The following is a 22,219-nucleotide window of genomic DNA, read 5'->3' as shown; positions in this document are numbered from 1 at the left end:
TCGCCGCCATGTCGCGAGGGGCCTTTCGCCGCAACGCCGCAGTACTGGCGTGCCGCCGGGACCTCCGGGACCGCCGTCCCGGGTGACCCCCGCCGTACGTGGCGGGCGCCGGCGATCGCCCGCCGTACGGATGTCAAGAAGCCCCCGGCCGCTCCGACCAAGCGGCGAGACGTCGAGAGAACAGGGGTTTTCCGATATGAGAGTCGACCGGGCATGGCTGGGACTGGCACTCCTCACGTTGCCGACACTGCTCGTCGCGATAGACGCGACGGCGCTGCTCCTCGCGCTCCCGCAGCTGAGCGCCGACCTGGGGGCCACCGGCGTCCAGCAGCTGTGGATCAGTGACGGCTACGGGTTCATGGTGGCCGGGCTGGTCATCACGATGGGCACGCTCGGCGACCGGATCGGACGGCGGCGACTGCTGCTGATCGGCGCGGCGGCGTTCGCGACGCTGTCGGTCGCGGCGGCCTTCGCGGCCGACCCGCTGATGCTGATCGTCGCGCGGGCGCTGCTGGGCGTCGCCGGAGCGACCCTGGCGCCGTGCACGCTCGCCCTGATCACCAACATGTTCCGCGACGAGCGGCAGCGCGGGAAGGCCATCGCGATCTGGGCGACCTGCCAGTTCACCGGCGGCGCGCTCGGGCCCGTGCTCGCCGGGTTCCTGCTCCAGCACTTCTGGTGGGGGTCGGTGTTCCTGATCGCCGTACCGGCGATGGCGGTGCTGCTGCTCGCCGGGCCGTTCCTGCTGCCGGAGTTCCGCGACGACCGGGCCGGCGGCCGGCTGGACCTGCCCAGTGTCGGGCTGTCGCTCGTGGCGGTGCTCGCGATGGTCTACGGCGTCAAGCAGCTGACCGTCGAGGGCGTGTCGGCCGTGCCCGCGGTGGCGCTCGTCGCCGGCGCGGCCGTCGGGGTCGTGTTCGTACGGCGGCAGCTGCGGCTGGAGACGCCGCTGCTGGACCTACGGCTGCTGCGCAACCGCCCGTTCACGGCCGTGATCATCGGGTTGGTCTTCGCCGGTGTCGCCATGGCCGGTACGGGGCTGATGGTGACCCAGTACCTGCAGGGCGTGCTGGGCTTCTCGCCGTTCACGTCGGCGGTGCTGTTCGCGCCGATGGGCCTGGGCGTGGCGGCCGGCACCATGGCCGCGCCGGCGCTGACCCGGTGGATGAGGCCGGCGACCGCGATCGCGGGCGGGCTGGCGGGGTCGGCGCTGGGCGGCCTGCTGCTGGTCGGCGTCAGCGGTGACGGTGGCGTCGGCGGCGCGAGCGCCCTGCCGCTGGTGATGACCGGCATCGCCGTACTGGCGCTGGGCACCGGCCCGCTGTTCGCGCTGGGCACCGGGCTGGTCCTCGGGTCCGTGCCGCCGGAGCGCGCCGGTTCGGCGGCGTCGATGTCGGAGACCGGCAACTACTTCGGCGGCTCGCTCGGCTTCGCGCTGCTCGGCGTGGTGGCCGCGGTGGTCTACCGCGACCGGATGGGCGGCACGTCCGACTCGCTGGCCGCCGCGCTCGCCGCCGCCGAGCGCCTTCCCGCCGGGCAGGGCGCGGAGCTGCTGGATGCCGCGCGGGAGGCGTTCACCGCGAGCCTGCACGTCACCGGCGTCGTCACCGCGGTCATCTTCGCCGGGTTGGCCGTACTGGTCCTGACCATGCGCCCGGCGGCCCAGGACACCCCGGCCGTGCTCCCCGAACACGAGGCGGCTCACTCGTAGCGCCCCGGCGTCCGGGCCGGGGCTCCGGGGTCGGCCCGGACTGGGAGCCGTCACGTGTCGCGGACCTCGGTGTTCTGGCAGGCGGTCAGGAGCCAGCGCCCGTTCTCCTTGGACATGACGTACATCGGGCTGCCCGCGTTTCCGACCGGCTCGCCGCCGGGTGTGAGGTAGCGCTGGCGCACCTTGACCGCGGCGACGTCGGGCCGGATGAACAGCACGTGCTCCACCTCGTACGTGGCCGTGACGTCCGTCATCGCGCCGGGGAGCACCTTGTGGGTGAACTCCGAGATCTCGTCGCGGCCGAAGAGCCGCCTGCCGTGGGCCGTCGTCCAGACGGCGTCGTGCCGGAACAGGCCGACGAACTCCTCGGAGAGCATGTTCCGCTGGGAGTGCTGGACGGCGGCGACCACCCGCCTGATCGCCTCGATCTCGGTTTCACGGGTGCGCTCGTCGATGTGTTCCGCGTTCATGTGGATCACGGTGCCGCCTCAACCTGACTTGAGGTCAAGCCGGCCCGCGCGCCGATGCCGCTCAGTACGCGGCGCGGCGCGGGGCGGCGGTGGAGCGGCGCGTGAGGTGCGGCTGCGCCGTGGGGTTCACGGCGCGAGCCGGTACGGCGGAGCGGCGCGGCGAGCGCGGGTCGCCAGGACGGGCGGTGGCGGCGGTGAGGGAGGCGGGCAGCTTGATCTGGATCGGCTTTCGCATGTGAGTCCTTCGGATGAGGGCTGTTCGGTCTCGTGGGGTCGTCGCCCGGTGGTTACGCGGTGTGCTGGGGCCAGGTCGCCGTGGAGTCGTCGCCCGGCGGCTAGGCGGCGCGCTGGAACCAGGTCACCTGCGCCCCGTTGCTGAACGACTCCCGCTGGACGGGGGTGAAGAGCGTGGGGTCGAACCCGCCCTGGAAGGCCGGGATGCCCGCGCCGGCGACCACCGGGTACCACTTGATGATCAGTTCGTCGATCTCCGGCAGCAGCGCTCCGGCCAGCTTGCCGCCTCCGGCGAGGTAGATGTCCTTGTCGGAGGATTCCGCCTTGAGTTCGCGGACCAGCCCGACGGGGTCGCCGGAGACGAGTTCGACCGACGGGTCGTCGATCTTCTCCAGCGTCGAGGACACCACGTACTGCCGCAGGTGGGCATAGGGGCTGGTGATGCCGACGTCCAGGGCGGGCCGGTAGGTGCCGAGGCCCATCACCACCGTGTCGAACCTCTTGCTGGGCGCGTCGGCCAGGCCGACGTGCGCGCGGATGTGCGTGGGGATCACCTCGGGGTACCGCTCGTTCATCCACGCGGCCATGTCGTCGCTGACCGGGTAGAAGTCGATCTCTTCGCCGGGACCGGCGATGTAGCCGTCGATGGAGACGCCGACGTAGTAGACGAGCTTTCGCATACTTGGTCACTCTTTCTGTAGTACTTCGGTTGAAGTGGTGCAAACGTAGTACTACGCCTTTAGGATGTCAACATGCGAAAGAACGACCAGCGCAGGAACGCGCTCCTCGACGCGGCCATCGAGGTGCTGGCCAAGGAAGGCGCGCGCGGCCTGACCTTCAGGGCGGTCGACGCCGAGGCGGGCACCCCGGTGGGCACGGCCACCAACTACTTCGCCAACCGCGACGACCTGCTCATGCAGATCGCCGAGCGGGTCTACCAGCGGTGGATGCCCGACGAGGCCACCTGGGCGGCCGCGAAAGCGGGACCGCAGGACAGGGCCAAGGTGGTCGAGCTGATGCGGGAGACGGTCGGGCGGGTCGCCGGATTCCGCAGCGGCTATCTCGCCATGCTGGAGCTGCGACTGGAGTCGACCCGGCGGCCCGAGCTGCGCGCCGTGCTCACCGAGAGGGTGCGCGCGGATGTGGACGCGAACGTCGCCTATCACGTGGAGCGGGGCCTGCCGGGCGATGCGATCTCGGTCAAGCTCCTCATGCTGGCGCTCAACTGGCTGATCGTGGAGACGCTGACGCTCCCGGAGCTGTTCGCCCCCGAAGAAGTGGACGAGCTGGTGGTCAAGGCGGTCGAGCGCAGCCTCGCCGCCACCTGACCCCGAGGACCGGTCCGAGACCACGGGGGCGCTTCCGACGGCTCGGCTCAGCCCGCGGTCAGACCGCCCCGCCCGCCGCTGCCCGCGTCAACGCCGGTGTCGGCATCGGCACCGGTGTCCCACAGGTCGGTGCCGTGGGACCCGACGAGGGCACGGATGCGGGCCGGCGCCTCGGCGGCGGTCAGCCCCTCCGGCCGGCGGCCGTCGCGCAGCCGCAGGGCGACGTGGCCGGCGGCGGCCTCCCGGGCGCCGATGACCGCCTGGTAGGGCACGAGGCGGGCCTGCCGTACCCGGGCGCCCAGGCTGCCGTGTTCCGGCCCGGCGACCTCGGCCCGCAGCCCGAGATCGGCGCAGCGCCGGGCGAGCGCGGCGGCGTCCGGCAGTTCGGCGTCGGACACCGGGAGGACCACCACCTGAACGGGGGCGAGCCAGGCGGGGAAGGCGCCGCCGTGGTGCTCGATGAGGTGGGCCACGGCGCGCTCCACGCTGCCGATGATGCTGCGGTGGACCATCACCGGCCGGTGCTTGGCGCCGTCCGCGCCGATGTAGTGCAGGCCGAACCGTTCGGGCTGGTGGAAGTCGACCTGGACGGTGGACAGGGTGGACTCGCGGCCGGCGCCGTCGGCCACCTGGATGTCGATCTTGGGACCGTAGAACGCCGCCTCGCCCTCGGCCGCCTCGTACGGCAGGCCGGAGCGGTCGAGGACCTCGGTCAGCAGCTCGGTGGAGCGCCGCCACAGCTCGGGGGCGGCGACGTACTTCCCGCCGGGACCGGGCAGGGACAGCCGGTAGCGGGCCGGGCTGATGCCGAGCGCCCGGTACGCCCGGCGGATCATCTCCAGCGCGGCCCCCGCCTCGTCGGCGACCTGCTCCAGGGTGCAGAAGATGTGCGCGTCGTTGAGCTGGATGGCCCGGACGCGGGTCAGCCCGCCGAGCACGCCCGACAGCTCCGAGCGGTACATGCCACCCAGTTCGGCCATGCGCAGCGGCAGCTCACGGTAGCTGCGCGAGCGGGAACGGAAGATCAGGGCGTGGTGCGGGCACAGGCTCGGCCGCAGGACGACCTGCTCGCCGCCCAGGTCCATGGGCGGGAACATGTCGTCGCTGTAGTGCGACCAGTGCCCGGAGATCTCGTACAGCTCCCGCTTGCCCAGCACCGGCGAGTACACGTGCCGGTAGCCGGCTCTCCGCTCGGCCTCGCGGATGTACTCCTCCAGCGCGTGCCGTACGGCCGCGCCGTCGGGCAGCCAGTACGGCAGGCCCGAGCCGATCAGCGGGTCGGTGTCGAACAGGCCGAGTTCGCGGCCGAGTCTGCGGTGGTCGTGCATGGCGGTCTCCTCGCGGATGCGGGTCCAGGAGGCGAGCGACCACAAGACGAAGCCCCGGGGCACTCGCCCCGGGGCTTCGGATCAAGACGTCTGTCAGCGCGCCGGGACACTCTCCGGCGTCGTCGTCATGGCGGCACGCTGCATACCGAAAACGGTAGCAGAGCGACGTCCCCGCTTCCCAGCCCCGAGATGCCGGCCGCTCGACATCGTGAACGCGTCACGTCCGCCGCGAGAAAGGCATCGGCCGGGCGGCCGGTCTCTCGCGCCCGCGGCCTGGAACGCCTACCGGCCTGGGACGTCTGCCCGGCCTGGGACGTCTGCCCGGCCCGTGTGCGGTCGTCACCGCCGGGGATGCCGGGCGCGCCCCTGACGAAGGTAGGGGGGCGGGCGTGCCGATCGGCCGATGTGCCGGGACCCACCGGGCTTCTACCTTCGATCTCGGCCCCTTCGGAGGGGCTCGATTCCGACCCCCTTTAGCCCCGCTGAACGGAGTTCCCGTGGTCATGCCCGTGCGCCGCGCCGCCGCCCTGACGCTCTCCCTGTCGGCTGTCGCCGCTCTCACCGCCGTCGCCGCGTCACCGTCGAACGCCGCGGCGTCCGCCGCCACGCCGCCCGATGCCGCTGGAGCCGTCGCGTCGCCTTCCCGCCTCGCGGGAACGGCCGCGCCGTCGAACACCGCCGCGCCGTCTAACACCGCCGTGCCGTCGAACGCCACCGCGGCGCCGAGCGGTGTGAAGGCCGCCGGTGTGGAGCTGCGGCTTCCCGCGCCCAGCGGCCCGTACGCGGTCGGCCGGGACGTCCTGCACCTCACCGACACCGCGCGCACCGACCCGTGGGTGCCGTCGGCGGGCGCGCGGCGGCTCATGGTGTCGGTGTACTACCCGGCCCGCACCGCCGGGGACGGCACTCCGGCGCCGTACATGACGGTCGAGGAGGCCCGGCTGCTGCTGAAGGCCCAGCCGCTGCTCGACGGGCCGTCCCCCGCCAACCCCGAGGTGACCTTCCAGAACCCCTGACCCGCCCGGCCGGTACGGCGGGCGCGGGCGAGTCGGCGGAAGGCCGGTGCGGCGGGCGAGCGTGGGCTGGTCGGCGGGAGGCCGGCACGGCGAGTGGGCGGGGGCGGCCGGTGGGTGGCCGGTACGGCGAGCGTGGGCGGGTCAGCGGGAGAGGCGGTCGAGCAGGAGCGCCATCCGGCGGTCGTGGTGCTCGGGCCGGAACCTGCCGTTGCGCGTGAGCGTGACGAGACCGTGCATTCCGCTCCAGAAGACCTCGGTGAGCGCCCCCAGGTCGGCCTCCGTCTCGTCGTCCCGCACCAGCGGTCGTACGGTCTCACGCAGTTCGCCGAAGGCCTCCTGCAGGGCGGGCGGGGCCTCGGCGGTGGCGAACGGCAGATCGACGATGTGCGTGAACATCGCGTCGTACAGGGCGGGCCGCCGTTCGGCGAATCCGACGTACGCGGCGGCGACGTTGGCGAGGGTCCGCCGGGGGTCGGCCGCCGCCGTACGGGCCGCGTGCAGCTCGACGGCGAGGTCGGCGCAGCCCTCGATCGCGACCGCCGCCATGATGGCGTCCTTGCCCTTGAAGTGGCTGTAGAGGACCGGCTGGCTGTACTCGATCTCCTGGGCGAGGCGGCGCGTGGTCACCGCGTCCCAGCCCTCCGACTCGGCCAGCTCCCGCGCGGCCCGGATGATCAGCCGCTCCCGCTCCGCTCGTTCGCGCTCCCGGCGCGTCTGGATCGACATGCTCCTGATTCTAGCGCCGCTAGCGGAACTGTCGAGGCTATGCTAGCTTCACTCTCGTTCCTAGCATTGCTAGAAAAAGGAGGGGCAATGCTCACCCCCATCGCCTACGGGCTCGCCGTCGTGCTCAACCTGTTCGTCCTCTTCATCGGCGCGCGGTTCCTGCTGTCCCCACGGCCCGCCGCCGCCGGTTACGGCGTCCCCGCCAAGGAGAACGGGGACGCCGCCTACCTGACCGTCAAGGGCCTGCGCGACCTCACCTACGGCATCCTCGGCCTCGCATTGCTGATCTTCGCGGGCGCCCGCGCCGAAGCCTGGTTCATGCTCGTCGTCGCCCTGCTGCCCCTCGGGGACACCCTCATCGTCCTGCGCCACGGCGGCACGAAGGCGGTGGCCTTCGGCATCCACTTCGCCACCGCCGTGGTCGTCCTGCTCAGCGCCGCCCTGCTGTTCGCCGTGTGATCCCCGGGGCCTACCCGATCTTCGGGCCCCGTCCCGCCGGGCCGCCGGGCAGGTGCGGCGGATGTCCGTCCCGCGGCCGTGGAGGGCGCGTTCCGTCAGCGGGAACCGGGGGCTCACACGGCGGGACGGCGCCGAGCGCTCAGCAGACGCAGAACTCGTTGCCCTCGGGATCGGCCATGACCACGTGGTGGCCGGGGAACTCGTGCAGCGCCGCGCCACCGGCCGCCGTCAGCCGCTCGACCTCCTCGACGACCCTGGCCCACCGCTCCTCGGGGCCGCCCGTCCCGGCCACCCGGACGTCGATGTGCAGCCGGTTCTTGGCCGTCTTCGGCTCGGGGACCTCCAGGAACACCAGGCGGGGGCCGACCCCGGCCGGATCGCGCAGCCAGGCCCCGCCCTCCGCGCTGTCGGAGGGGTCGAAGTGCTTCACCCACTCGTTCCTGGTCGCGAACGGCGCGGGCGGCGGCTTGTCCTCGTAGCCCAGCGCCAGCTTCCAGAACTCGCCCAGCCTGCCGGCGTCCGAGCAGTCCATCGTCAGGTCGATCCCGCGTGCCATCCGGTCTCCTTCGTCCAGGGGGCAGGACCATAACGGACGGGTACGACGGTTCCGGGATCGCGCGGCGCCGTCCCCGGATGGGCGGCGGTTGACGATCCGCCGTCCGGATGGTGGAATCTCGGCTCAGCGTCGCGGTGCACCCGGCAAAGAGACCGCCGTGGGCATGGAGGCGCCGAATCATGGGACAGCCATGACCACATCTGACCGGCCGGGCGACCGCCTCGCGGCGTTCGGCAACCAGCTCGTCGAAGTTCACCTCCAGCTCCGCGAGGATCTCGACCGGATCCGCGAGGATCTCGACTCCTACCTCGACGGCGGCGAACGCCCGCGCATGCTGTGGGCGCACTGCATGACCTTCTGCTCCGCGTTGACCAGGCATCACACCGGTGAGGACGGCGGCGCGTTCCCCGCCCTCGCCGAGCGGTTCCCCGAACTGCGTCCCGTGATCGAGCAGTTGGAGCACGACCACCGGATGGTCACCGGGATCCTGTCACGGGTGGAGGAACTGCTCAGCGGCCTCGCGCCGCGTGCCGGCCTGTCCGAAGCAGCCGACGGGACCGGCGCGGCTGACGGAACCGGCGCGATCGGCGGGACCGGTGCGGCCGATGGGACCGGCGCGGCCGGCGCGGTCGACGCGCGGGCCGTACGGGACGAACTGGACGGCCTGAGCGCCATCCTGGAGACGCACTTCCGCTACGAGGAGAAGAAGATCGTCGAGGCCCTCAACTCCCTGGACGTCCCCGAGTGGAAAGGCTCGCCGCCCGCGTTCCTGCTGACCGGGGACGACTGACCGGGGCAGCCTGGCCGAGGCGCCCGGACGGGGCGCCTGGACGCGGTGGCTGACGGGATCAGCCACCGCCCGCGTTTCCCGCCCGTGTTTCCCGCGTGCTCGACCGCGACGATCAGGCCGGCGGTGCTCCCATCGCGGCGGACGGGTCAACGCCGACCGGGCGGGTCAACGCCGACCGCCTTCACGTCCCGCCCGGCGAGCAGGTCGCGGCGTGCCCCGCCGCCTCCGGGTTCACCTGCGGCGCTTCCACCGCACGCGCGGCCGTTTCGGGGCCGGTGAGCCGGACGCGGGAGATTCCCGGGTGGAAGGCCCCGCCGCGGAAGGTTCCGGGGAGGGAGACCCGGACGCGGAGGAAGGTCCCGGAGAGGGAACCCCGGACGCGGAGGAAGATTCCGAAGCGGGGGATACGGACGTGGAGGCAGACGGTTTCGCGGGTGCGGACCCACCCGGTGGAACGGAGGCGGTGGGTTCGTCCGCCGTCGGGGTGAGGGCCTCTTGGACCTTGTTGTAGGAGGGGTCGGAGGCCGTCGCCCCGGCCGTGCCCTGGGCGGCCATGCCTTGAGCTTCGGTCCCAGTCCCAGTCCCGCTTCCGGTCCCGCTCCTGGCCCCGGCTCCGGTTTCGGTGTCGGTCTGGGCTGCGGTTTCGGCCCTGGACCCGCTCAAGGGCCTGGTCGATGCTCCGGACCCGGACCCGGACCCGGCTTCGGTCGCGGGTTCGGCGCCGGTCGCGGCTCCGGGCCGGGGTTCGGTCTCGGCCGGTTGCCGTGCCTCGGGATCGGCGCGGGGAACTGGCCGGGGCGTCCTGCGGGGACGGCCGGTCCGGGAGGCCCCCGGCGTCACGGCCGGGGCGGAGACGCTGCGGCGGATGAGGTCGAGGTCGAGGCCGAAGAAAGGGCGCGCCGTACCCGGGGCGGAGGCATGGCCCGGCGTGGTGTCACGGGCGGAAGCGGCGGAGGAACGGGCGGGGGCGGCGGAGGAAGCGGCGGCCGTGGAGGAACGGCCGGCGGAGGAACGGCGATCGGTGGCGAGAGCGGCGGAGGAGGCGGAGCCGGGCCACGGAGGAACGGCCGGGGCCGAGTGCCCCGTGGGATGGTCGGGCGATGAAGGAACGGCCGCGGCCCGGCGGCCGGCGGGGGAACGGGACGGGGACGTGGCTCCGCCGTACGGGCCGCCGCCCATGAGGCCGGTGTACATGAGGCCGGGGTAGAGGAACGGGGCGAGGTACCGGCCGTCGGTGTCCGGCACGCCGGGGGCCTCGCCGCCGGCGTGCCACTCCGTGCCGGACCGCTCCTCGGTGATCACGTCGTCGGCGGCGGTGACGTGGTCGGCCAGCTCGGCGAGAGTGCTGGCCGCCGGGCGCCGCGCGTCGAGGACGCCGCGGTGGTCCTGTCCGGCCAGGGCGAGTCCACCGGCGGGGACGGCGTCGCCGGTGACGGCCGTGGACAGCGCGATGTCGTTCAGGGTCCGCTCGCCGATGTGCACGACGGTCAGGCGGGCCAGCCGCAGCCGGGCGGAGACGAGCGCCAGGGTGGAGGCGTCGCCGGTCATGGCGGCGGCCAGCAGGTGACCCAGTTGTGCGACCGCCAGCCGTACGGTGGCCTCGATGGTGTGCCTGGCGTTCCGGACCCGCACCCCGGCGTCGTTGATCGCTATGGCGGTGCCGACCAGCCGGACGACCAGCTCGGCCTCCCGCCCGCCCACCGCCCCGGCGACGTGCTCGGCGAAGGCGGCGTGGGCCGCGCCGTCCCACGTCCGTCCCGTCTTCCCGTCGTTCATGACGGGCCCGGCCCCGGTCTTCGCGACGATTCCGCGGCCGTCTCCGGTCTCCGCGGTGATCGGGCGGCCGTCTCCGGCTTCCGCGGCGATCTGACGGTGGGCCCCGGTGCCCGGGGTGAGCCGGCGGTCGGCTCCCGGTCCCGCGACGATCCGGTGGGCGGCGGCGACGCAGGCGTCGGCGAGCCGGAAGCACCGTTCCTCGTCACCTTCGGGCCAGTCCTGCCCGACCATCCAGTCGACGTAGGGTTCGGCCCAGCCCGGGATCGGCTTTCCGTCGAGTCTCACGGCCGATCACATCCCGGCGCGGATGACGCGATCGGTCCGCGCGGTCTGATCGGCGCGATCGGCCTGGCGCGGTCCGCCTGGCGCGGTTCGCCGGGCGCGATCGGTTCGCGCGGCCTGTCCGGCCCGCTCGTATCCTCCGGCGTCCATGTGGCACCCGCCTCCGACACGTGCTCGTGCGGTCACTCCTTCCGGTTCCCCCGGCCTCCCGGGGCCTTTTGGGGCCTCCCGGCTCGGACCGGCGCGGAACCGCTCGGGTGATCATGTCATTGGCGAGGGTCCGCGTGTTGGCGATTCGCGCACACGCCTTGCCGGTTTCCGCCCGGATTCCGGCCGGCGCGGTGCGCCCGCGACCGTCCCCTCAGGAGGTCGGCCGTCCGAAAGGGCCGGCGGTCGCGTGCGGTGAGGCCGTCAGAGGAGACCGCCACGGGGACCCGTCATGAGGAGATCGCCACGGGGACGCGGTGAGTGGCAGGGTCGTCGAGCGCGGCGAGGACGTACGCGGCGAGGTCGGCGCGTGCGGTGCTGGACCCGACGACGCCGGTGGCGCCGACGGAGGCGCGCGGGCGCCCGGTTCCGGGGTCGTCGGTCAGGCGGGTCGGGCGCACCGCCGTCCAGTCGAGGTCGCTGTCGGCGAGCAGTCGCTCCATGCGGGTCATGTCGGCGTACGGATGGCGCATGACGCGCTTCAGGACACCGCTGAGGATCCGCGTGCCGAGGCCCGCGCCGGCCGGTACGGCGAGGCCCGCCGAGGACAGCACGACCAGCCGGTGGGTGGGAGCCATCGCCGGGATGATCGCCGCGGTGCCCTCGGAGTACACGGTGGTGGGACCGAGCCCGGAGGAACCGAGCGCGGAGATGACCGCGTCATGGCCGGTGAGCGCGTCGCGCAGGGATGAGGGGTGGAGGACGTCACCCTCCTTCACCGTCAGGCGGGGGTGGCGCAGGCCGAGGGCTCCTGGGTTCCGGGCGACCGCGGTGACGGCGTGCCCGGCGGCCAGCGCCCGCTCCACGATGATCCGGCCGGTTCTGCCGGTCGCGGCGACGACGGCGATGGATGACATGGCGGGGGCTCCTCTACTTCTGGGAACGGGGTTCTGTCGCGGGGGTGGGCCGGACCGTCGGGTGCCCGGCCGGGCGCGTCGCGGGGCGGCATCCGGTCAGTTCCGGGTACGCGGGCGGGTGGCGGGCTGCAGGGCGAAGGAGAACGCCTCCATCAGCCTGTTGTGCTTGGTCTTCTGGATGGCGGCGATGCGCCACCGGCCGTCGGCGCCGCGGACGACGGTGTAGGTCTGCAGCTTGCCGAGCTTCTTCGGCCTGCCCTTGTGGACGTCGCCACGGCTGACGACGACGGCGGTGTCCGGGCCGTAGAAGCGGATGTCGAGGATCTCCATGGTGAGCCGGGTCCCCTTGAGGAAACTGTCGAACAGGGCCTGGTGCGCCGCGCCGATCTCCTTGGCGCCGCGGTAGACGGTGCCGACGAAGGTGACGTCGGTGGCGTCGTCGGTGAAGGCGGCGCCGTAGGCGATGCCGTCTCCCCGGTCCCAGGCTTCCCTGGTCTCCTCCAGCAGGGCGCGGACGGCGGCGGTGTCACCCATGATCTCTTCCTTCCCGTGATATCTTCTTCATAGAAGATTCTTCCTTGAAGATTTCTCTTCCTTAAAGAAGAGATTAGAGAGTCGGGTGGATCATGTCAACACCGGAGAGCCGGACCGACGCCGGCGCGGTCTACCGCCGTTACCTGAGCGCGGTGATGCTGCACGGCCACGCCAGCGCCAAGGCATGCGACCTCGGGGCGACCGACCTTTACGCGCTCAACCTGCTGGAACTGGAGGGGCCGATGACCCCCGGCGTGCTCGGCGCCCGCGCCGGCCTGACGACCGGTCCGACCACCCGCATGATCGACCGGCTGGAGGAGGCGGGCTACGTGCGCCGCGTCCCATCGCCCGACGACCGCCGCAAGGTGATCGTCGAGCCGATCGGCAAGCCCGTCCGGCTCGACGAGGTGATGACCCCGGCCAGGGAGGAGATCGGGAAGATCCTGCGCGGCTACTCGCCGGAGCAGCTCGACGTGCTCTTCGACTACTTCACCCGGGCGGCCGAGGCGTACCGGCAGGCCGTCGACGACCTCCGCGCGACGTCCTGACACCGTACGGCCGGCCGTGCCGGCCGGTCTTCGGGCGGCCGGTCAGGGTCTCCGGGTGGCCGCCCGCCGTACGGCGACGGCGGGCGGGACGGCGAGGGGCAGCACCCACCAGGCCGGCCACCAGCCCAGGAAGCCGAAGACGACGACGAACAACACCGGCCCGGCGACCGCGAGCGCCCACATGAACGAGGTGTCGCGGCCGTACCAGGCGTTCCCCAGGTCGAGGACGGTCGCCCCGATCACGAACACGGCGCCCACCCAGGCGAGCATCCAGCCCGCGATGAACGGAATCGAGGGCGGATACGCGTACCCGGTGGCCTCTCCCACGGTGACGCTGAGCAGCCGGCCGCGCCACATGTCGGCCCGGCACCTCGTCCCCGGCCTGGCCAGGCCATAGAGGGTCTCACCCGCTGAGACGGTGTACCGGCGGCCGGAGACCTCGACGACGACCTCGTAGGAGGTGCGGTCCAGCGCGGTGACACCGGCGGAGACGAGCGGGCCCGCCGGTCCGAGCAGGCGCAGCGGCGGGACGTACGGGGGCGGGGCGGGAGGCTGCGGGAACGGGTCGACGGGGGTGTCGGGGAAGTCCTGGTCGTGTGTGGTGGACTCCGAGCGCGACACGACGGACGCGTCCACGGTCGCGACGCAGTCGCCCCGCCCGCCGGGCGGGAGGTCGGCGCAGCGGGCGGCTCCCCGGTAGGCCGCGGTGTCGCCGTAGGCGGCGATCCCCGGCACGAGCCCGAGGAGGAGCAGGACGGCTCCGATGACGAGGTACGCTGCCCGGCGCATCGCCGCCTCTCGTCGCGGAGGAGGCCGGGAACCCGGCAGGAGGAGGACCGGGAGCCCGGCGGTTCGCATCTCATGCTTCCAAGCGCGGCCGGACCGGTCAACGGGGACCGGCCGATCGCGGAAGCGGATCTTCCGTGATCGGCCCTACCGTTCCGGTATGAACGACGACCGCGAGATCCGTCCCTTCCGCATCGACATCCCCCAGGCCGACCTGGACGACCTGCGCGACCGGCTCGGCCGTACCCGCTGGCCCGACGAACTGCCCGACGTGGGCTGGTCGTACGGCGTGCCGCTCGGCCGGCTGCGGGAGCTGGCCGAGTACTGGAGGACGGGCTACGACTGGCGCCGGCACGAGGCGAGGCTGAACGCGTTCCCGCAGTACACCACGACCATCGACGGGCAGAACGTGCACTTCCTGCACGTCCGCTCGCCGGAGCCGGACGCGTTCCCGCTGATTCTCACGCACGGCTGGCCGGGCTCGGTCGCCGAGTTCCTGGAGGTGGCCGGGCCGCTCGCCGACCCCCGCGCGCACGGCGGCGACCCGGCCGACGCCTTCCACCTCGTCATCCCGTCGATTCCCGGCTACGGATTCTCCGGGCCGACGACGGAGACCGGATGGGACGTGTCGCGCGTCGCGCGGGCCTGGGCGGAGCTGATGAGCCGCCTCGGCTACGAGCGCTACGGCGCCCACGGCGGCGACTGGGGCGCGCGGATCTCCCCCGAGCTGACCCGCATCGACTCCGGCCACGTCGCCGGGCTGCACATGAACTCCTTCGTGGCCTTCCCGAGCGACCCGGCCGAGGCCGGGGACCTGAGCGAGGCCGAGCGGAAGCGGCTGGAGAAGATCACCCGGTGGAGCGATGAGCGGTCCGGGTACGCGCAGATCCAGTCCACCCGGCCGCAGACGCTCGCCTACGCCCTCGTCGACTCGCCGGTCGGCCAGCTCGCCTGGAACACCGAGTGGTTCGACGACTACGGGCACGGCGTCGGCGCGATGGACCCGGACGCCATCCTCACCAACGTGACGCTGAACTGGCTGACCGGCACCGCCGGGTCCGCGGCCCGCCTCTACCGGGAGGCCGCCGCGTCGTGGGGCCGGGAGGTGGAGTTCTGCCCGGTGCCGACCGGCCTGGCGGTGTTCCCGGGCGACTCGACCGTCCGGCCGTTCGCCGAACGGGAGCACCGGGTCGTGCACTGGTCGGAGTTCGACCGCGGCGGCCACTTCGCCGCGCTGCAGGCGCCGGACCTGCTGACGGGTGACATCCGGGAGTTCTTCCGCCTGGTCCGCTGAGCCGCCCCGACCCGCCGTACGGCACGGCGCGTCTCCTCGGCCGCCCACCGTACGGCCCGCCTCCCGCCCGCCCGCCGTACGGTACGGCGCGCCTTCCGGCCGCCCGCCCGCCGTACAGAGGTCAACGGCGGTCCGGCCCGGCGGCGTGGCCCGCTCCGGCCACGACCCTCCCGGATGAAATGATCCCGGGCTCTCCGACATGAAGGGCTGTCCGAACATCCCGACTCCGAGGAGGCCGACCATGTGGACCGCCCGTGAGTGACGACCGGAGACGTCGCTTCGAGGAGGCGTATCTCGACGCCTACGAACGCATCCTCGGTTACGCGACGCGCCGCTGCGACTCCCCCGAGGACGCGCTGGACGTCGTGGCCGAGACGTTCGAGGTCGCCTGGCGCCGGATCGACGACCTGCCCCCGGGCGACCAGGCGAGGCTCTGGCTGTACGGCGTGGCCCGCAACGTCCTGGCGAACCAGCGCCGGGGGAACCTGCGCCGCCACGCCGGACAGGCGGAGCTGCGCGAGGACATCGCGGACCTCTACGCCCGTACCGCGCCGCCCGCCGAACGTGCCGGCCTGGAGGCGGTGGGCCGGGTATTCCGCGCGCTGTCCGACGACGACCGGGAACTGCTGTCCCTGGTGGCCTGGGAGGGCCTGGACGCAGGGGAGATCGCCCGCGTCCTGGGCTGCTCCCGCAACGCCGCGCGCATCCGGATCCACCGGGCACGCAGGCGTCTCTCCCGTGCGCTGGCCGCGGCGGACGTCGAGACACCCCTGATGAGCAGGCCGACGCGGATCCCGACAGGAGGGTCGCTGTGAACGACACCGAAGAGATGGTGGGCCGGCTGGCCCGGGTCCGGGACGGCGAGCTGACCGGGCAGGCGTCCACCGCGGGGGCGCGGACACTGCTGGCGTCGATCGTCGCGGGCTCCGGCCCGGCCGGCGCGGCGGCCGGTACCGGTCCGGCCACGGCGGGCGCGGATCCCGTCGAAGCCGGAACCGGAACCGGAGCCGGGATCGGGGCCGGGGCCGGGGCCGGCCGGACCGCCGGACATGAGGGCCGGCGGACCGACGCCGGGAGGAGAACCGGCCGGTGGCACCGGCCGGGGACGCGACCGCGGTCGTGGACGGTCGTGGGGGGCGGGCTGGTCGCGGCGGCCGCGGCCGCCCTGGTGGTCACCGTGGCCGCCCCGGGAGGCGACCCGGTGCGCCTGTCGCCCGGGGCGGGCACGTCCGCCACGGCGCAGGCCGGACAGCCGGACGCCCGGCGGATCCTGCTCGCCGCGGCGTCGGCCGCGGTGACCGGAGCGGCGAAGGCGTCCTCCGATGGCGCCTACTGGCGCGTCCGGACGGTCACCGACCTGCCGGTCGTCGATCCGACCGGCCGCTACCTCCTCCGGCACCGCGTCTCCGATGAGACGTGGCTGGCGCGGCGGCCCGGCGGGCGGAGCGTACGGGTCCACCGGGACCTGGGCACCCGGCCCGCCACCCCGGAGGACGAGGCGGCCTGGCGCACGGCGGGCTCCCCCCGCACCTGGCGGTATCCGGCCGACACCCGGGACATGGGATACGTCTTCCCGAAGGAGAGGCTGCGCTCCTCGCCTGGCGCGCCGGTGACGACCCCGCTGTCCAGTGCGTCGAAGGGGACGGGCGGGACCCTGCTCACGAAGATGCTCACCTGGGACGAACTGCGGGAGGTCCCGGACGACGCGGGGAGGCTGCGGGCCTATCTGGAGGAGCGCATCACCGAGGAACTGGTGCGTGGCAACGGCGGGGACCCGGACCTGCGGATGGAGCCGGTCCTGCAGAAGAGCTGCGTGGACCTCATCGTGCAGCTGCCGGTCACGCCGGAGGTGCGGGCCGCCGCCTACGAGATCCTCGCCGCGCTGCCCGGCATGCGCTCGGAGGGGGAGGTCACCGATCCGCTGGGCCGTACCGGGCAGGCGGTCGGCTACCGCAGCGAGGACGGCAGGCGTGACCTGCTCTTCGTGATCGAGCCGGGAAGCGGGCGGCCCCTCGGAGGGGAGGAGCGGTACGACGGCAGGCTCGCGGACGGGCGGACCGTCCGGGTCGGCGCCGTCACCGCCTACCAGGAGAGCGGCTGGACCGACGAGCAGCCGCCCTCCGGCGAATGACCCCACCGTACGGCGCCGTACGGTGAGCGGGCCGGTCGCGTGGTGGCCGCTTCGTGACGGCAGTACGGTCCGGGCCGCGGGCCGACCCGGGCGGGTTCACCGGAGGCGGCTTGTCGGGAACGGCCCGCCCGGGCGGCTTGTTCGGACGGTTCAGCCGACGGCGGCCTCCTCCTCGTCCGGGGTCGCCGCGCCGGTGAACTGCGCCGAGTACAGCCGGTGGTAGGCGCCCCGCGCGGCGAGCAGTTCGGTGTGGTTGCCGTGCTCGACGATGCGGCCCTCCTCCATCACCAGGATGAGGTCCGCGTCGCGGATGGTGGACAGCCGGTGGGCGATGACGAAGCTGGTGCGGTCGGCGCGCAGCGCGGCCATCGCCTGCTGCACCAGCAGCTCGGTGCGGGTGTCGACCGAGCTGGTCGCCTCGTCGAGGATCAGCAGGGACGGCTCGGAGAGGAAGGCGCGGGCGATGGTGATCAGCTGCTTCTCGCCGGCGCTGATGTTGCCGCCCTCCTCGTCGATGACGGTGTCGTAGCCGTCCGGCAGGGTGCGCACGAACCGGTCGACGAACGCGGCCCGCGCGGCGGCGAGGATCCGCTCCTCGCTGGCCGAGGGGTCGCCGTAGGCGATGTTGTCCCGGATGGTGCCGCCGAACAACCAGGTGTCCTGCAGGACCATGCCGATCCGCGAGCGCAGGTCCTCGCGGCGCATCGCGGTGACGTCGACGCCGTCCAGGGTGATGCGCCCGCCGTCCAGCTCGTAGAAGCGCATGATGAGGTTGACCAGGGTGGTCTTGCCCGCGCCGGTCGGGCCGACGATCGCGACCGTCTGCCCGGGTTCGGCCACCAGCGACAGGTCCTCGATGAGGGGCCGGTCGGGGTCGTAGCGGAAGGACACCTGCTCGAACTCGACCCGGCCGCGCCGGGTCTCGGGCAGGGCGGGCTCGGCCGGGTCGGGGGTCTGCTCGTCGGCGTCGAGCAGCTCGAAGACCCGCTCGGCCGACGCCACCCCCGACTGCAGGAGGTTGGCCATCGAGGCGACCTGGGTGAGCGGCTGGGTGAACTGCCGGGAGTACTGGATGAACGCCTGCACGTCGCCCAGGCTCATCGACCCGGTGGCCACCCGCACGCCGCCGACGACGGCGATCGCGACGTAGTTGAGGTTCCCGATGAACATCATCGCCGGCATGATGATCCCGGAGACGAACTGGGCGCCGAAGCTCGCCTTGAACAGCTCCTCGTTGCGCTCCCGGAAGACCTCCTCGACCTCCGGCTGCCGCCCGAAGACCTTCACCAGCTCGTGGCCGGTGAACGCCTCCTCGATGTGGGCGTTCAGCGAGCCGGTGTGGGCCCACTGGGCGACGAACAGCTTCTGCGAGCGCTTGGCGACCTGCCCGGTGACGATCGTCGACAGCGGGATGGTCACCAACGCGATCAGCGCGAGCAGCGGCGAGATCACGAACATCATCGCCAGCACGCCGACCACGGTCAGCAGGGACGTCAGCAGCTGGCTCAGCGTCTGCTGAAGGGTCTGCGAGACGTTGTCGATGTCGTTGGTGACCCGGCTGAGCAGCTCACCGCGCGGCTGGCCGTCGAAGAACCGCAGGGGGAGCCGGTTCAGCTTGTCCTCGACGTCGGACCGCAGCCGGAACACGGTGCGCTGCACCACGTCGTTGAGGAGGTGACCCTGCAGCCAGGCGAACGCCGTCGCCGCGAGGTAGAGGGCCAGCGCCCAGGCCAGGACCGTGCCGAGTGCGGCGAAGTCGATGCCGCGGCCGGGGACGACGTCCATCTTCTCCAGCAGCGCGGCGAAGTCGCCGTGGCCGGACGCGCGGGCCGCCTCGGCCGCCTGCTGGATGGTCGTCCCGGCGGGCAGCCGACCGCCGATGACACCGCTGAAGATGAGGTCGGTGGCGCGGCCGAGGACCTTCGGGCCGATGACGGAGAACACCACGCTGGCCACGGCGAGCAGGATCACCGCGATGATCCGGGGCCGCTCGGGGGCCAGGCGCCGGATCAGCCGCCGCGCGGACGGCCCGAAGTCCATCGACTTCTCGGCGGGCATCCCGCCGAAGGGGCCGCGCCCGAAGGGCCCGCCGCCCATCGGGGGACGGGGACGCGCGGCCGCGGGAGAGGCGGCTGCGGGGGCGGCCGGGGAGGCGGCCGAGGCCGCCGGGGTCGCCGGTGCCGCGGCGGGGGCGGCCCCCGGCGCGGCCGGGGAGGCGGGGGATACGGACCGGTCGCTCATGCCGCACTCTCCACGGCTCGCTGGGACTCGACGATCTCGACGTACGTCGGGCAGGAGGCCAGCAGCTCCTCGTGGGTGCCGATGCCGGCGATCACGCCGTCGTCGAGGACGACGATCTGGTCGGCGTCGGCGACGGTGGAGATGCGCTGGGCGACGATGACGACGGCGGCGTCGGAGGTGCGCGGACGCAGGGCCGCGCGCAACCGGGCGTCGGTGGTCAGGTCGAGAGCCGAGAACGAGTCGTCGAACAGGTAGATCTCCGGCTTTCTGACCAGCGCCCTGGCGATGGCGAGGCGCTGTCGCTGCCCACCGGAGACGTTCGTGCCGCCCTGGGCGATGGGGGCGTCGAGACCCTCGGGCATCGCCTCGACGAAGTCGCGGGCCTGGGCGATCTCCAGGGCCTCCCACAGCTCCTCGTCGGTGGCGTCGGGATTGCCGTACCGGAGGTTGCTCGCGACGGTGCCGGTGAACAGGTACGGCTTCTGAGGCACCAGGCCGATGCGCCGCCAGAGGACCTGGGGGTCGAGGTCGCGCACGTCGACGCCGTCGACCGACACCGTGCCGGAGGTGGCGTCGAAGAGCCGGGGGACCAGCGACAGCAGGGTCGTCTTGCCCGAGCCGGTGCTGCCGATGACGGCGAGGGTCCGGCCCGCCTCGACACGGAACGAGATGCCGGACAGCACCGGGGACGCCGCGCCCGGGTAGCGGAACCCGACGTCGCGCATCTCCAGCTCGCCCCGGCCGCGCACCTGGCGCACCGGGTCGGCGGGCGGGAGGACCGAGGACTCGGTGTCCAGCACCTCGGAGATGCGCTCGGCGCAGACCGAGGCGCGCGGGATCATCATCGAGATGAAGGTGGCCATCATCATCGAGGTCAGGATCTGCATCAGGTACATCAGGAACGCGGTCAGCTCACCGACCTGCATCTCGCCGGTGTTCACCCGCGCGGCGCCGAACCACAGCACGGCGACGCTGGAGGCGTTGAGGATCAGCATCACGGTCGGGAAGATGAGCGCGGTCAGCCGCCCGACGCGCAGCGCGGTGGCGGTCAGCGCCTCGTTGGCCTCGGCGAACCGCCGGGTCTCCTCCCGCTCGCGCACGAAGGCGCGCACGACGCGGATGCCGGTGAGCTGCTCGCGCAGCACCTGGTTGACCGTGTCGATGCGGTCCTGCATGGCGCGGAACTGGGGGACCATCCGGGAGATGATCAGGCCGATCGACACCAGCAGGGCCGGGACGCACACCAGCATGAGCCACGACAGGCCGACGTCCTGGCGCAGCGCCATGACGATGCCGCCCACGCCCATGATCGGTGCGGCGACCAGCATCGTGCAGGACATCACCACGAGCATCTGGACCTGCTGCACGTCGTTGGTGCTGCGGGTGATCAACGACGGTGCGCCGAACTGGGAGACCTCCCGGGCGGAGAACGTGCCCACCCGGTGGAAGACGGCCGCGCGGACGTCGCGGCCGAAGCCCATCGCCGAGCGGGAGCCGTAGTAGACCGCCGCGATGGAGCAGGCGATCTGCGCGAAGGAGACGGCGAGCATCCAGCCGCCGGTGGTGAGGATGTAGCCGGTGTCGCCGGTGGCGACGCCCCGGTCGATGATGTCGGCGTTCAGGCTCGGCAGGTACAGCGAGGCGATGGTGCCGAGGAGTTGCAGCACCACGACGGCGACCAGGGAACCGGTGTAGGGGCGGAGATGGGTGCGGAGCAGCCGGATCAGCACGGGACCTCCTCTCCGGAGGCGCCACTCGAGGCCGGACGGCAGGCGGCGTGCTCGGGAACGAGGACGCCGTGCAGGAGCATGCGGGCGATCTCCTCGGGCGGCAGCGGGTCGCCCTCGGTGAGCCGGGGGTGGCTGCACGCGACGGTCAGCAGCTGGAGCCGCCGCGCCGTCTCGTACGGCTCGCAGCGCAGCAGGACGCGGTCGGGGGAGATCAGGTCGGCGAGCGCCCGCTGGACGGTGACGCTCTCGTCGGAGCATGCCTGGCGGTGGTGGTGGGCGACGGCCGGACCCGTCGCCCCCAGCGCGTCGGCCAGCCGGAAGACGCGTGCCGCACGGCGCTGCAGGACCCGCACCGCCGTGGCGAGCCGGGTCTCCAGCGGGGAGGAGCGGTCGATGGCGTCGAGCTCGCGCACCAGCGGGGCGGGGTCGAAGGCGCTGGCCACGGCGGCGTCGACGAGTTCGTCCTTGGTGGCGAAGACCCGGAAGATCGTGCCCTCGGCCACGCCGGCCGCCTGGGCGATCTGCCGGGTGTTCACCGCGGGGCCGTGGTCGAGGATCAGTGAGAGGGTGGACTCGATGAGGGAGGCCCGCCGTTCCTCCGGGGGGAGGGGCGCGGCGCGCTGGGAGGTGGAGATCACGCGACCACCCTAGCGAGTGAGTGAGCCGCTCACTCACTCGTTTACAGAACTCTCCCCGGCGATCTCTGACGGCGAACGGCGTGGGAGCGGTGAACGGCGACGGCGTACGGTGAACGGCGCGGCGGCGCGCGGTGAACGATGCGGGGACGGTGCGCGGTGGCGGGCGGCCGGGTTTCGAGGGTCGTGAGCCGTACGCGGTGGTTTGACCCGGACGGTTGTTAAGCCGGGGAAAAGCTCGGGTATGGCCAGGTCACCGGTGAGGGGAGGTGGCTCATGGCGCTCATCGACCGCGAGTGCGTCCGACAGCTGCTGGAGGCCGAGGACCCCGACACGGCCCTGGTGTTCGTCCGCGGTGAGTGTCTGGTCCTCACGAGCGGGCAGATCGACGACGACCACCGGCCGCTGGTCGTCGCGCGCCGCCGGGACCTGCCGGAGTCGCTCTCCGGCGACACCGTCACCGGAGAGCAACTCGACGCCCTGGCGAACTGCCTGGACAACACCGCCCGCGACCTGGGCGAGTGAGCGGATCACCCCGCACCGCCGTCCCCGACCCGGCCGGGTGTACGAGGACCGCGGC

At 72.9% G+C, this 22,219-nt stretch carries 23 protein-coding genes; 10 read left to right on the top strand and 13 right to left on the bottom strand.

The genetic code is table 11. The features are described 5' to 3' along the window. The first annotated feature begins 196 nt into the window (after positions 1 to 196). Entirely contained in the window at positions 197 to 1,711 is a 1,515-nt protein-coding gene (locus HDA43_RS25730) for an MFS transporter (RefSeq protein WP_179825915.1), read from the top strand. A gap of 50 nt (positions 1,712 to 1,761) precedes the next feature. Here HDA43_RS25730 and HDA43_RS25725 read toward each other — a convergent pair whose 3' ends face one another. From HDA43_RS25725 to HDA43_RS25715, 3 genes are all read right to left on the bottom strand, one after another. Beyond that, positions 1,762 to 2,181, bottom strand: coding sequence for an SgcJ/EcaC family oxidoreductase (locus HDA43_RS25725; protein WP_179825913.1), 420 nt, complete (start codon positions 2,179 to 2,181; stop codon positions 1,762 to 1,764). A gap of 61 nt (positions 2,182 to 2,242) precedes the next feature. Next, on the bottom strand, positions 2,243 to 2,416 hold the full coding sequence (locus HDA43_RS25720) for a hypothetical protein (RefSeq protein WP_179825903.1): 174 nt from the start codon (positions 2,414 to 2,416) through the stop codon (positions 2,243 to 2,245). Between the two features lie 100 nt (positions 2,417 to 2,516). Further along, entirely contained in the window at positions 2,517 to 3,095 is a 579-nt protein-coding gene (locus tag HDA43_RS25715; RefSeq protein ID WP_179825901.1) for a dihydrofolate reductase family protein, read from the bottom strand. Between the two features lie 72 nt (positions 3,096 to 3,167). Here HDA43_RS25715 and HDA43_RS25710 point away from each other — a divergent pair, with 72 nt between their 5' ends. Then, entirely contained in the window at positions 3,168 to 3,743 is a 576-nt protein-coding gene (locus tag HDA43_RS25710) for a TetR/AcrR family transcriptional regulator (protein WP_179825899.1), read from the top strand. Positions 3,744 to 3,790: 47 nt separating this feature from the next. On the opposite strand, the gene thrS is transcribed toward HDA43_RS25710, so the two are convergent. Further along, entirely contained in the window at positions 3,791 to 5,134 is a 1,344-nt protein-coding gene (gene thrS, locus HDA43_RS25705) for a threonine--tRNA ligase (protein WP_312873538.1), read from the bottom strand. Between the two features lie 434 nt (positions 5,135 to 5,568). Between thrS and HDA43_RS25700 the strand changes: the two genes are divergently transcribed. After that, the gene (locus tag HDA43_RS25700; RefSeq protein ID WP_179825896.1) at positions 5,569 to 6,087 is read left to right on the top strand and encodes a hypothetical protein; all 519 of its coding nucleotides are present in this window, start codon (positions 5,569 to 5,571) and stop codon (positions 6,085 to 6,087) included. A 141-nt stretch (positions 6,088 to 6,228) separates the two neighbouring features. Here the strand turns inward: HDA43_RS25700 and HDA43_RS25695 are convergent, their stop codons facing one another. Then, on the bottom strand, positions 6,229 to 6,813 hold the full coding sequence (locus HDA43_RS25695; protein ID WP_179825894.1) for a TetR/AcrR family transcriptional regulator: 585 nt from the start codon (positions 6,811 to 6,813) through the stop codon (positions 6,229 to 6,231). 87 nt (positions 6,814 to 6,900) lie between these two features. Here HDA43_RS25695 and HDA43_RS25690 point away from each other — a divergent pair, with 87 nt between their 5' ends. Then, a complete protein-coding gene (locus HDA43_RS25690; protein ID WP_179825893.1) occupies positions 6,901 to 7,272 on the top strand; it encodes a DUF4267 domain-containing protein in 372 nt (123 codons plus the stop codon). A 139-nt stretch (positions 7,273 to 7,411) separates the two neighbouring features. On the opposite strand, the gene HDA43_RS25685 is transcribed toward HDA43_RS25690, so the two are convergent. Further along, positions 7,412 to 7,828 (bottom strand): VOC family protein, encoded by a 417-nt coding sequence (locus HDA43_RS25685; RefSeq protein WP_179825892.1) that lies wholly within the window; start codon positions 7,826 to 7,828, stop codon positions 7,412 to 7,414. A gap of 190 nt (positions 7,829 to 8,018) precedes the next feature. Between HDA43_RS25685 and HDA43_RS25680 the strand changes: the two genes are divergently transcribed. Next, a complete protein-coding gene (locus HDA43_RS25680; protein WP_179825891.1) occupies positions 8,019 to 8,618 on the top strand; it encodes a hemerythrin domain-containing protein in 600 nt (199 codons plus the stop codon). Positions 8,619 to 8,849: 231 nt separating this feature from the next. On the opposite strand, the gene HDA43_RS25675 is transcribed toward HDA43_RS25680, so the two are convergent. From HDA43_RS25675 to HDA43_RS25665, 3 genes are all read right to left on the bottom strand, one after another. After that, on the bottom strand, positions 8,850 to 10,679 hold the full coding sequence (locus tag HDA43_RS25675) for a hypothetical protein (RefSeq protein ID WP_179825884.1): 1,830 nt from the start codon (positions 10,677 to 10,679) through the stop codon (positions 8,850 to 8,852). A 434-nt stretch (positions 10,680 to 11,113) separates the two neighbouring features. Further along, on the bottom strand, positions 11,114 to 11,740 hold the full coding sequence (locus HDA43_RS25670; protein WP_179825882.1) for an NAD(P)-dependent oxidoreductase: 627 nt from the start codon (positions 11,738 to 11,740) through the stop codon (positions 11,114 to 11,116). 96 nt (positions 11,741 to 11,836) lie between these two features. Then, positions 11,837 to 12,274: an SgcJ/EcaC family oxidoreductase gene (locus tag HDA43_RS25665; RefSeq protein WP_179825881.1), complete on the bottom strand. Its 438-nt coding sequence runs from the start codon at positions 12,272 to 12,274 to the stop codon at positions 11,837 to 11,839. Positions 12,275 to 12,366: 92 nt separating this feature from the next. Between HDA43_RS25665 and HDA43_RS25660 the strand changes: the two genes are divergently transcribed. Continuing rightward, positions 12,367 to 12,822: a MarR family winged helix-turn-helix transcriptional regulator gene (locus HDA43_RS25660; RefSeq protein ID WP_179825880.1), complete on the top strand. Its 456-nt coding sequence runs from the start codon at positions 12,367 to 12,369 to the stop codon at positions 12,820 to 12,822. Positions 12,823 to 12,864: 42 nt separating this feature from the next. Here the strand turns inward: HDA43_RS25660 and HDA43_RS25655 are convergent, their stop codons facing one another. Then, positions 12,865 to 13,611 (bottom strand): hypothetical protein, encoded by a 747-nt coding sequence (locus HDA43_RS25655; protein ID WP_179825878.1) that lies wholly within the window; start codon positions 13,609 to 13,611, stop codon positions 12,865 to 12,867. A gap of 157 nt (positions 13,612 to 13,768) precedes the next feature. On the opposite strand from HDA43_RS25655, the gene HDA43_RS25650 reads away from it, so the two are divergent. The 3 genes from HDA43_RS25650 to HDA43_RS25640 all read left to right on the top strand — a co-directional run bounded on the left by HDA43_RS25650 (position 13,769) and on the right by HDA43_RS25640 (position 17,033). Further along, on the top strand, positions 13,769 to 14,902 hold the full coding sequence (locus HDA43_RS25650) for an epoxide hydrolase family protein (protein WP_179825876.1): 1,134 nt from the start codon (positions 13,769 to 13,771) through the stop codon (positions 14,900 to 14,902). Positions 14,903 to 15,156: 254 nt separating this feature from the next. Beyond that, on the top strand, positions 15,157 to 15,717 hold the full coding sequence (locus HDA43_RS25645; protein WP_179825874.1) for an RNA polymerase sigma factor: 561 nt from the start codon (positions 15,157 to 15,159) through the stop codon (positions 15,715 to 15,717). Continuing rightward, on the top strand, positions 15,714 to 17,033 hold the full coding sequence (locus HDA43_RS25640; RefSeq protein WP_179825872.1) for a CU044_5270 family protein: 1,320 nt from the start codon (positions 15,714 to 15,716) through the stop codon (positions 17,031 to 17,033). Before HDA43_RS25645 ends, HDA43_RS25640 begins: the two co-directional genes overlap by 4 nt. A 150-nt stretch (positions 17,034 to 17,183) precedes the next feature. Here the strand turns inward: HDA43_RS25640 and HDA43_RS25635 are convergent, their stop codons facing one another. The 3 genes from HDA43_RS25635 to HDA43_RS25625 are packed head-to-tail and all read right to left on the bottom strand — an operon-like array spanning position 17,184 to position 21,642. Further along, positions 17,184 to 19,274 carry an ABC transporter ATP-binding protein gene (locus HDA43_RS25635; protein ID WP_312873537.1) on the bottom strand — a complete coding sequence of 697 codons (2,091 nt, stop codon included), beginning with the start codon at positions 19,272 to 19,274 and terminating at the stop codon, positions 17,184 to 17,186. Next, the gene (locus HDA43_RS25630) at positions 19,271 to 21,004 is read right to left on the bottom strand and encodes an ABC transporter ATP-binding protein (protein WP_179825870.1); all 1,734 of its coding nucleotides are present in this window, start codon (positions 21,002 to 21,004) and stop codon (positions 19,271 to 19,273) included. Before HDA43_RS25630 ends, HDA43_RS25635 begins: the two co-directional genes overlap by 4 nt. Continuing rightward, positions 20,998 to 21,642, bottom strand: a complete 645-nt coding sequence (locus HDA43_RS25625; RefSeq protein ID WP_179825868.1) for a TetR/AcrR family transcriptional regulator — start codon at positions 21,640 to 21,642, stop codon at positions 20,998 to 21,000. The genes HDA43_RS25630 and HDA43_RS25625 overlap by 7 nt, the downstream gene beginning before the upstream one ends. 273 nt (positions 21,643 to 21,915) lie before the next feature. Between HDA43_RS25625 and HDA43_RS25620 the strand changes: the two genes are divergently transcribed. Further along, on the top strand, positions 21,916 to 22,164 hold the full coding sequence (locus tag HDA43_RS25620; protein ID WP_179825866.1) for a hypothetical protein: 249 nt from the start codon (positions 21,916 to 21,918) through the stop codon (positions 22,162 to 22,164). The last annotated feature ends 55 nt before the right edge of the window (positions 22,165 to 22,219 follow it).

This window comes from Streptosporangium sandarakinum (assembly GCF_013409935.1).
GTDB lineage: Bacteria > Actinomycetota > Actinomycetes > Streptosporangiales > Streptosporangiaceae > Streptosporangium > Streptosporangium nondiastaticum.
This window is presented reverse-complemented; position numbering and strand designations above follow the sequence as displayed.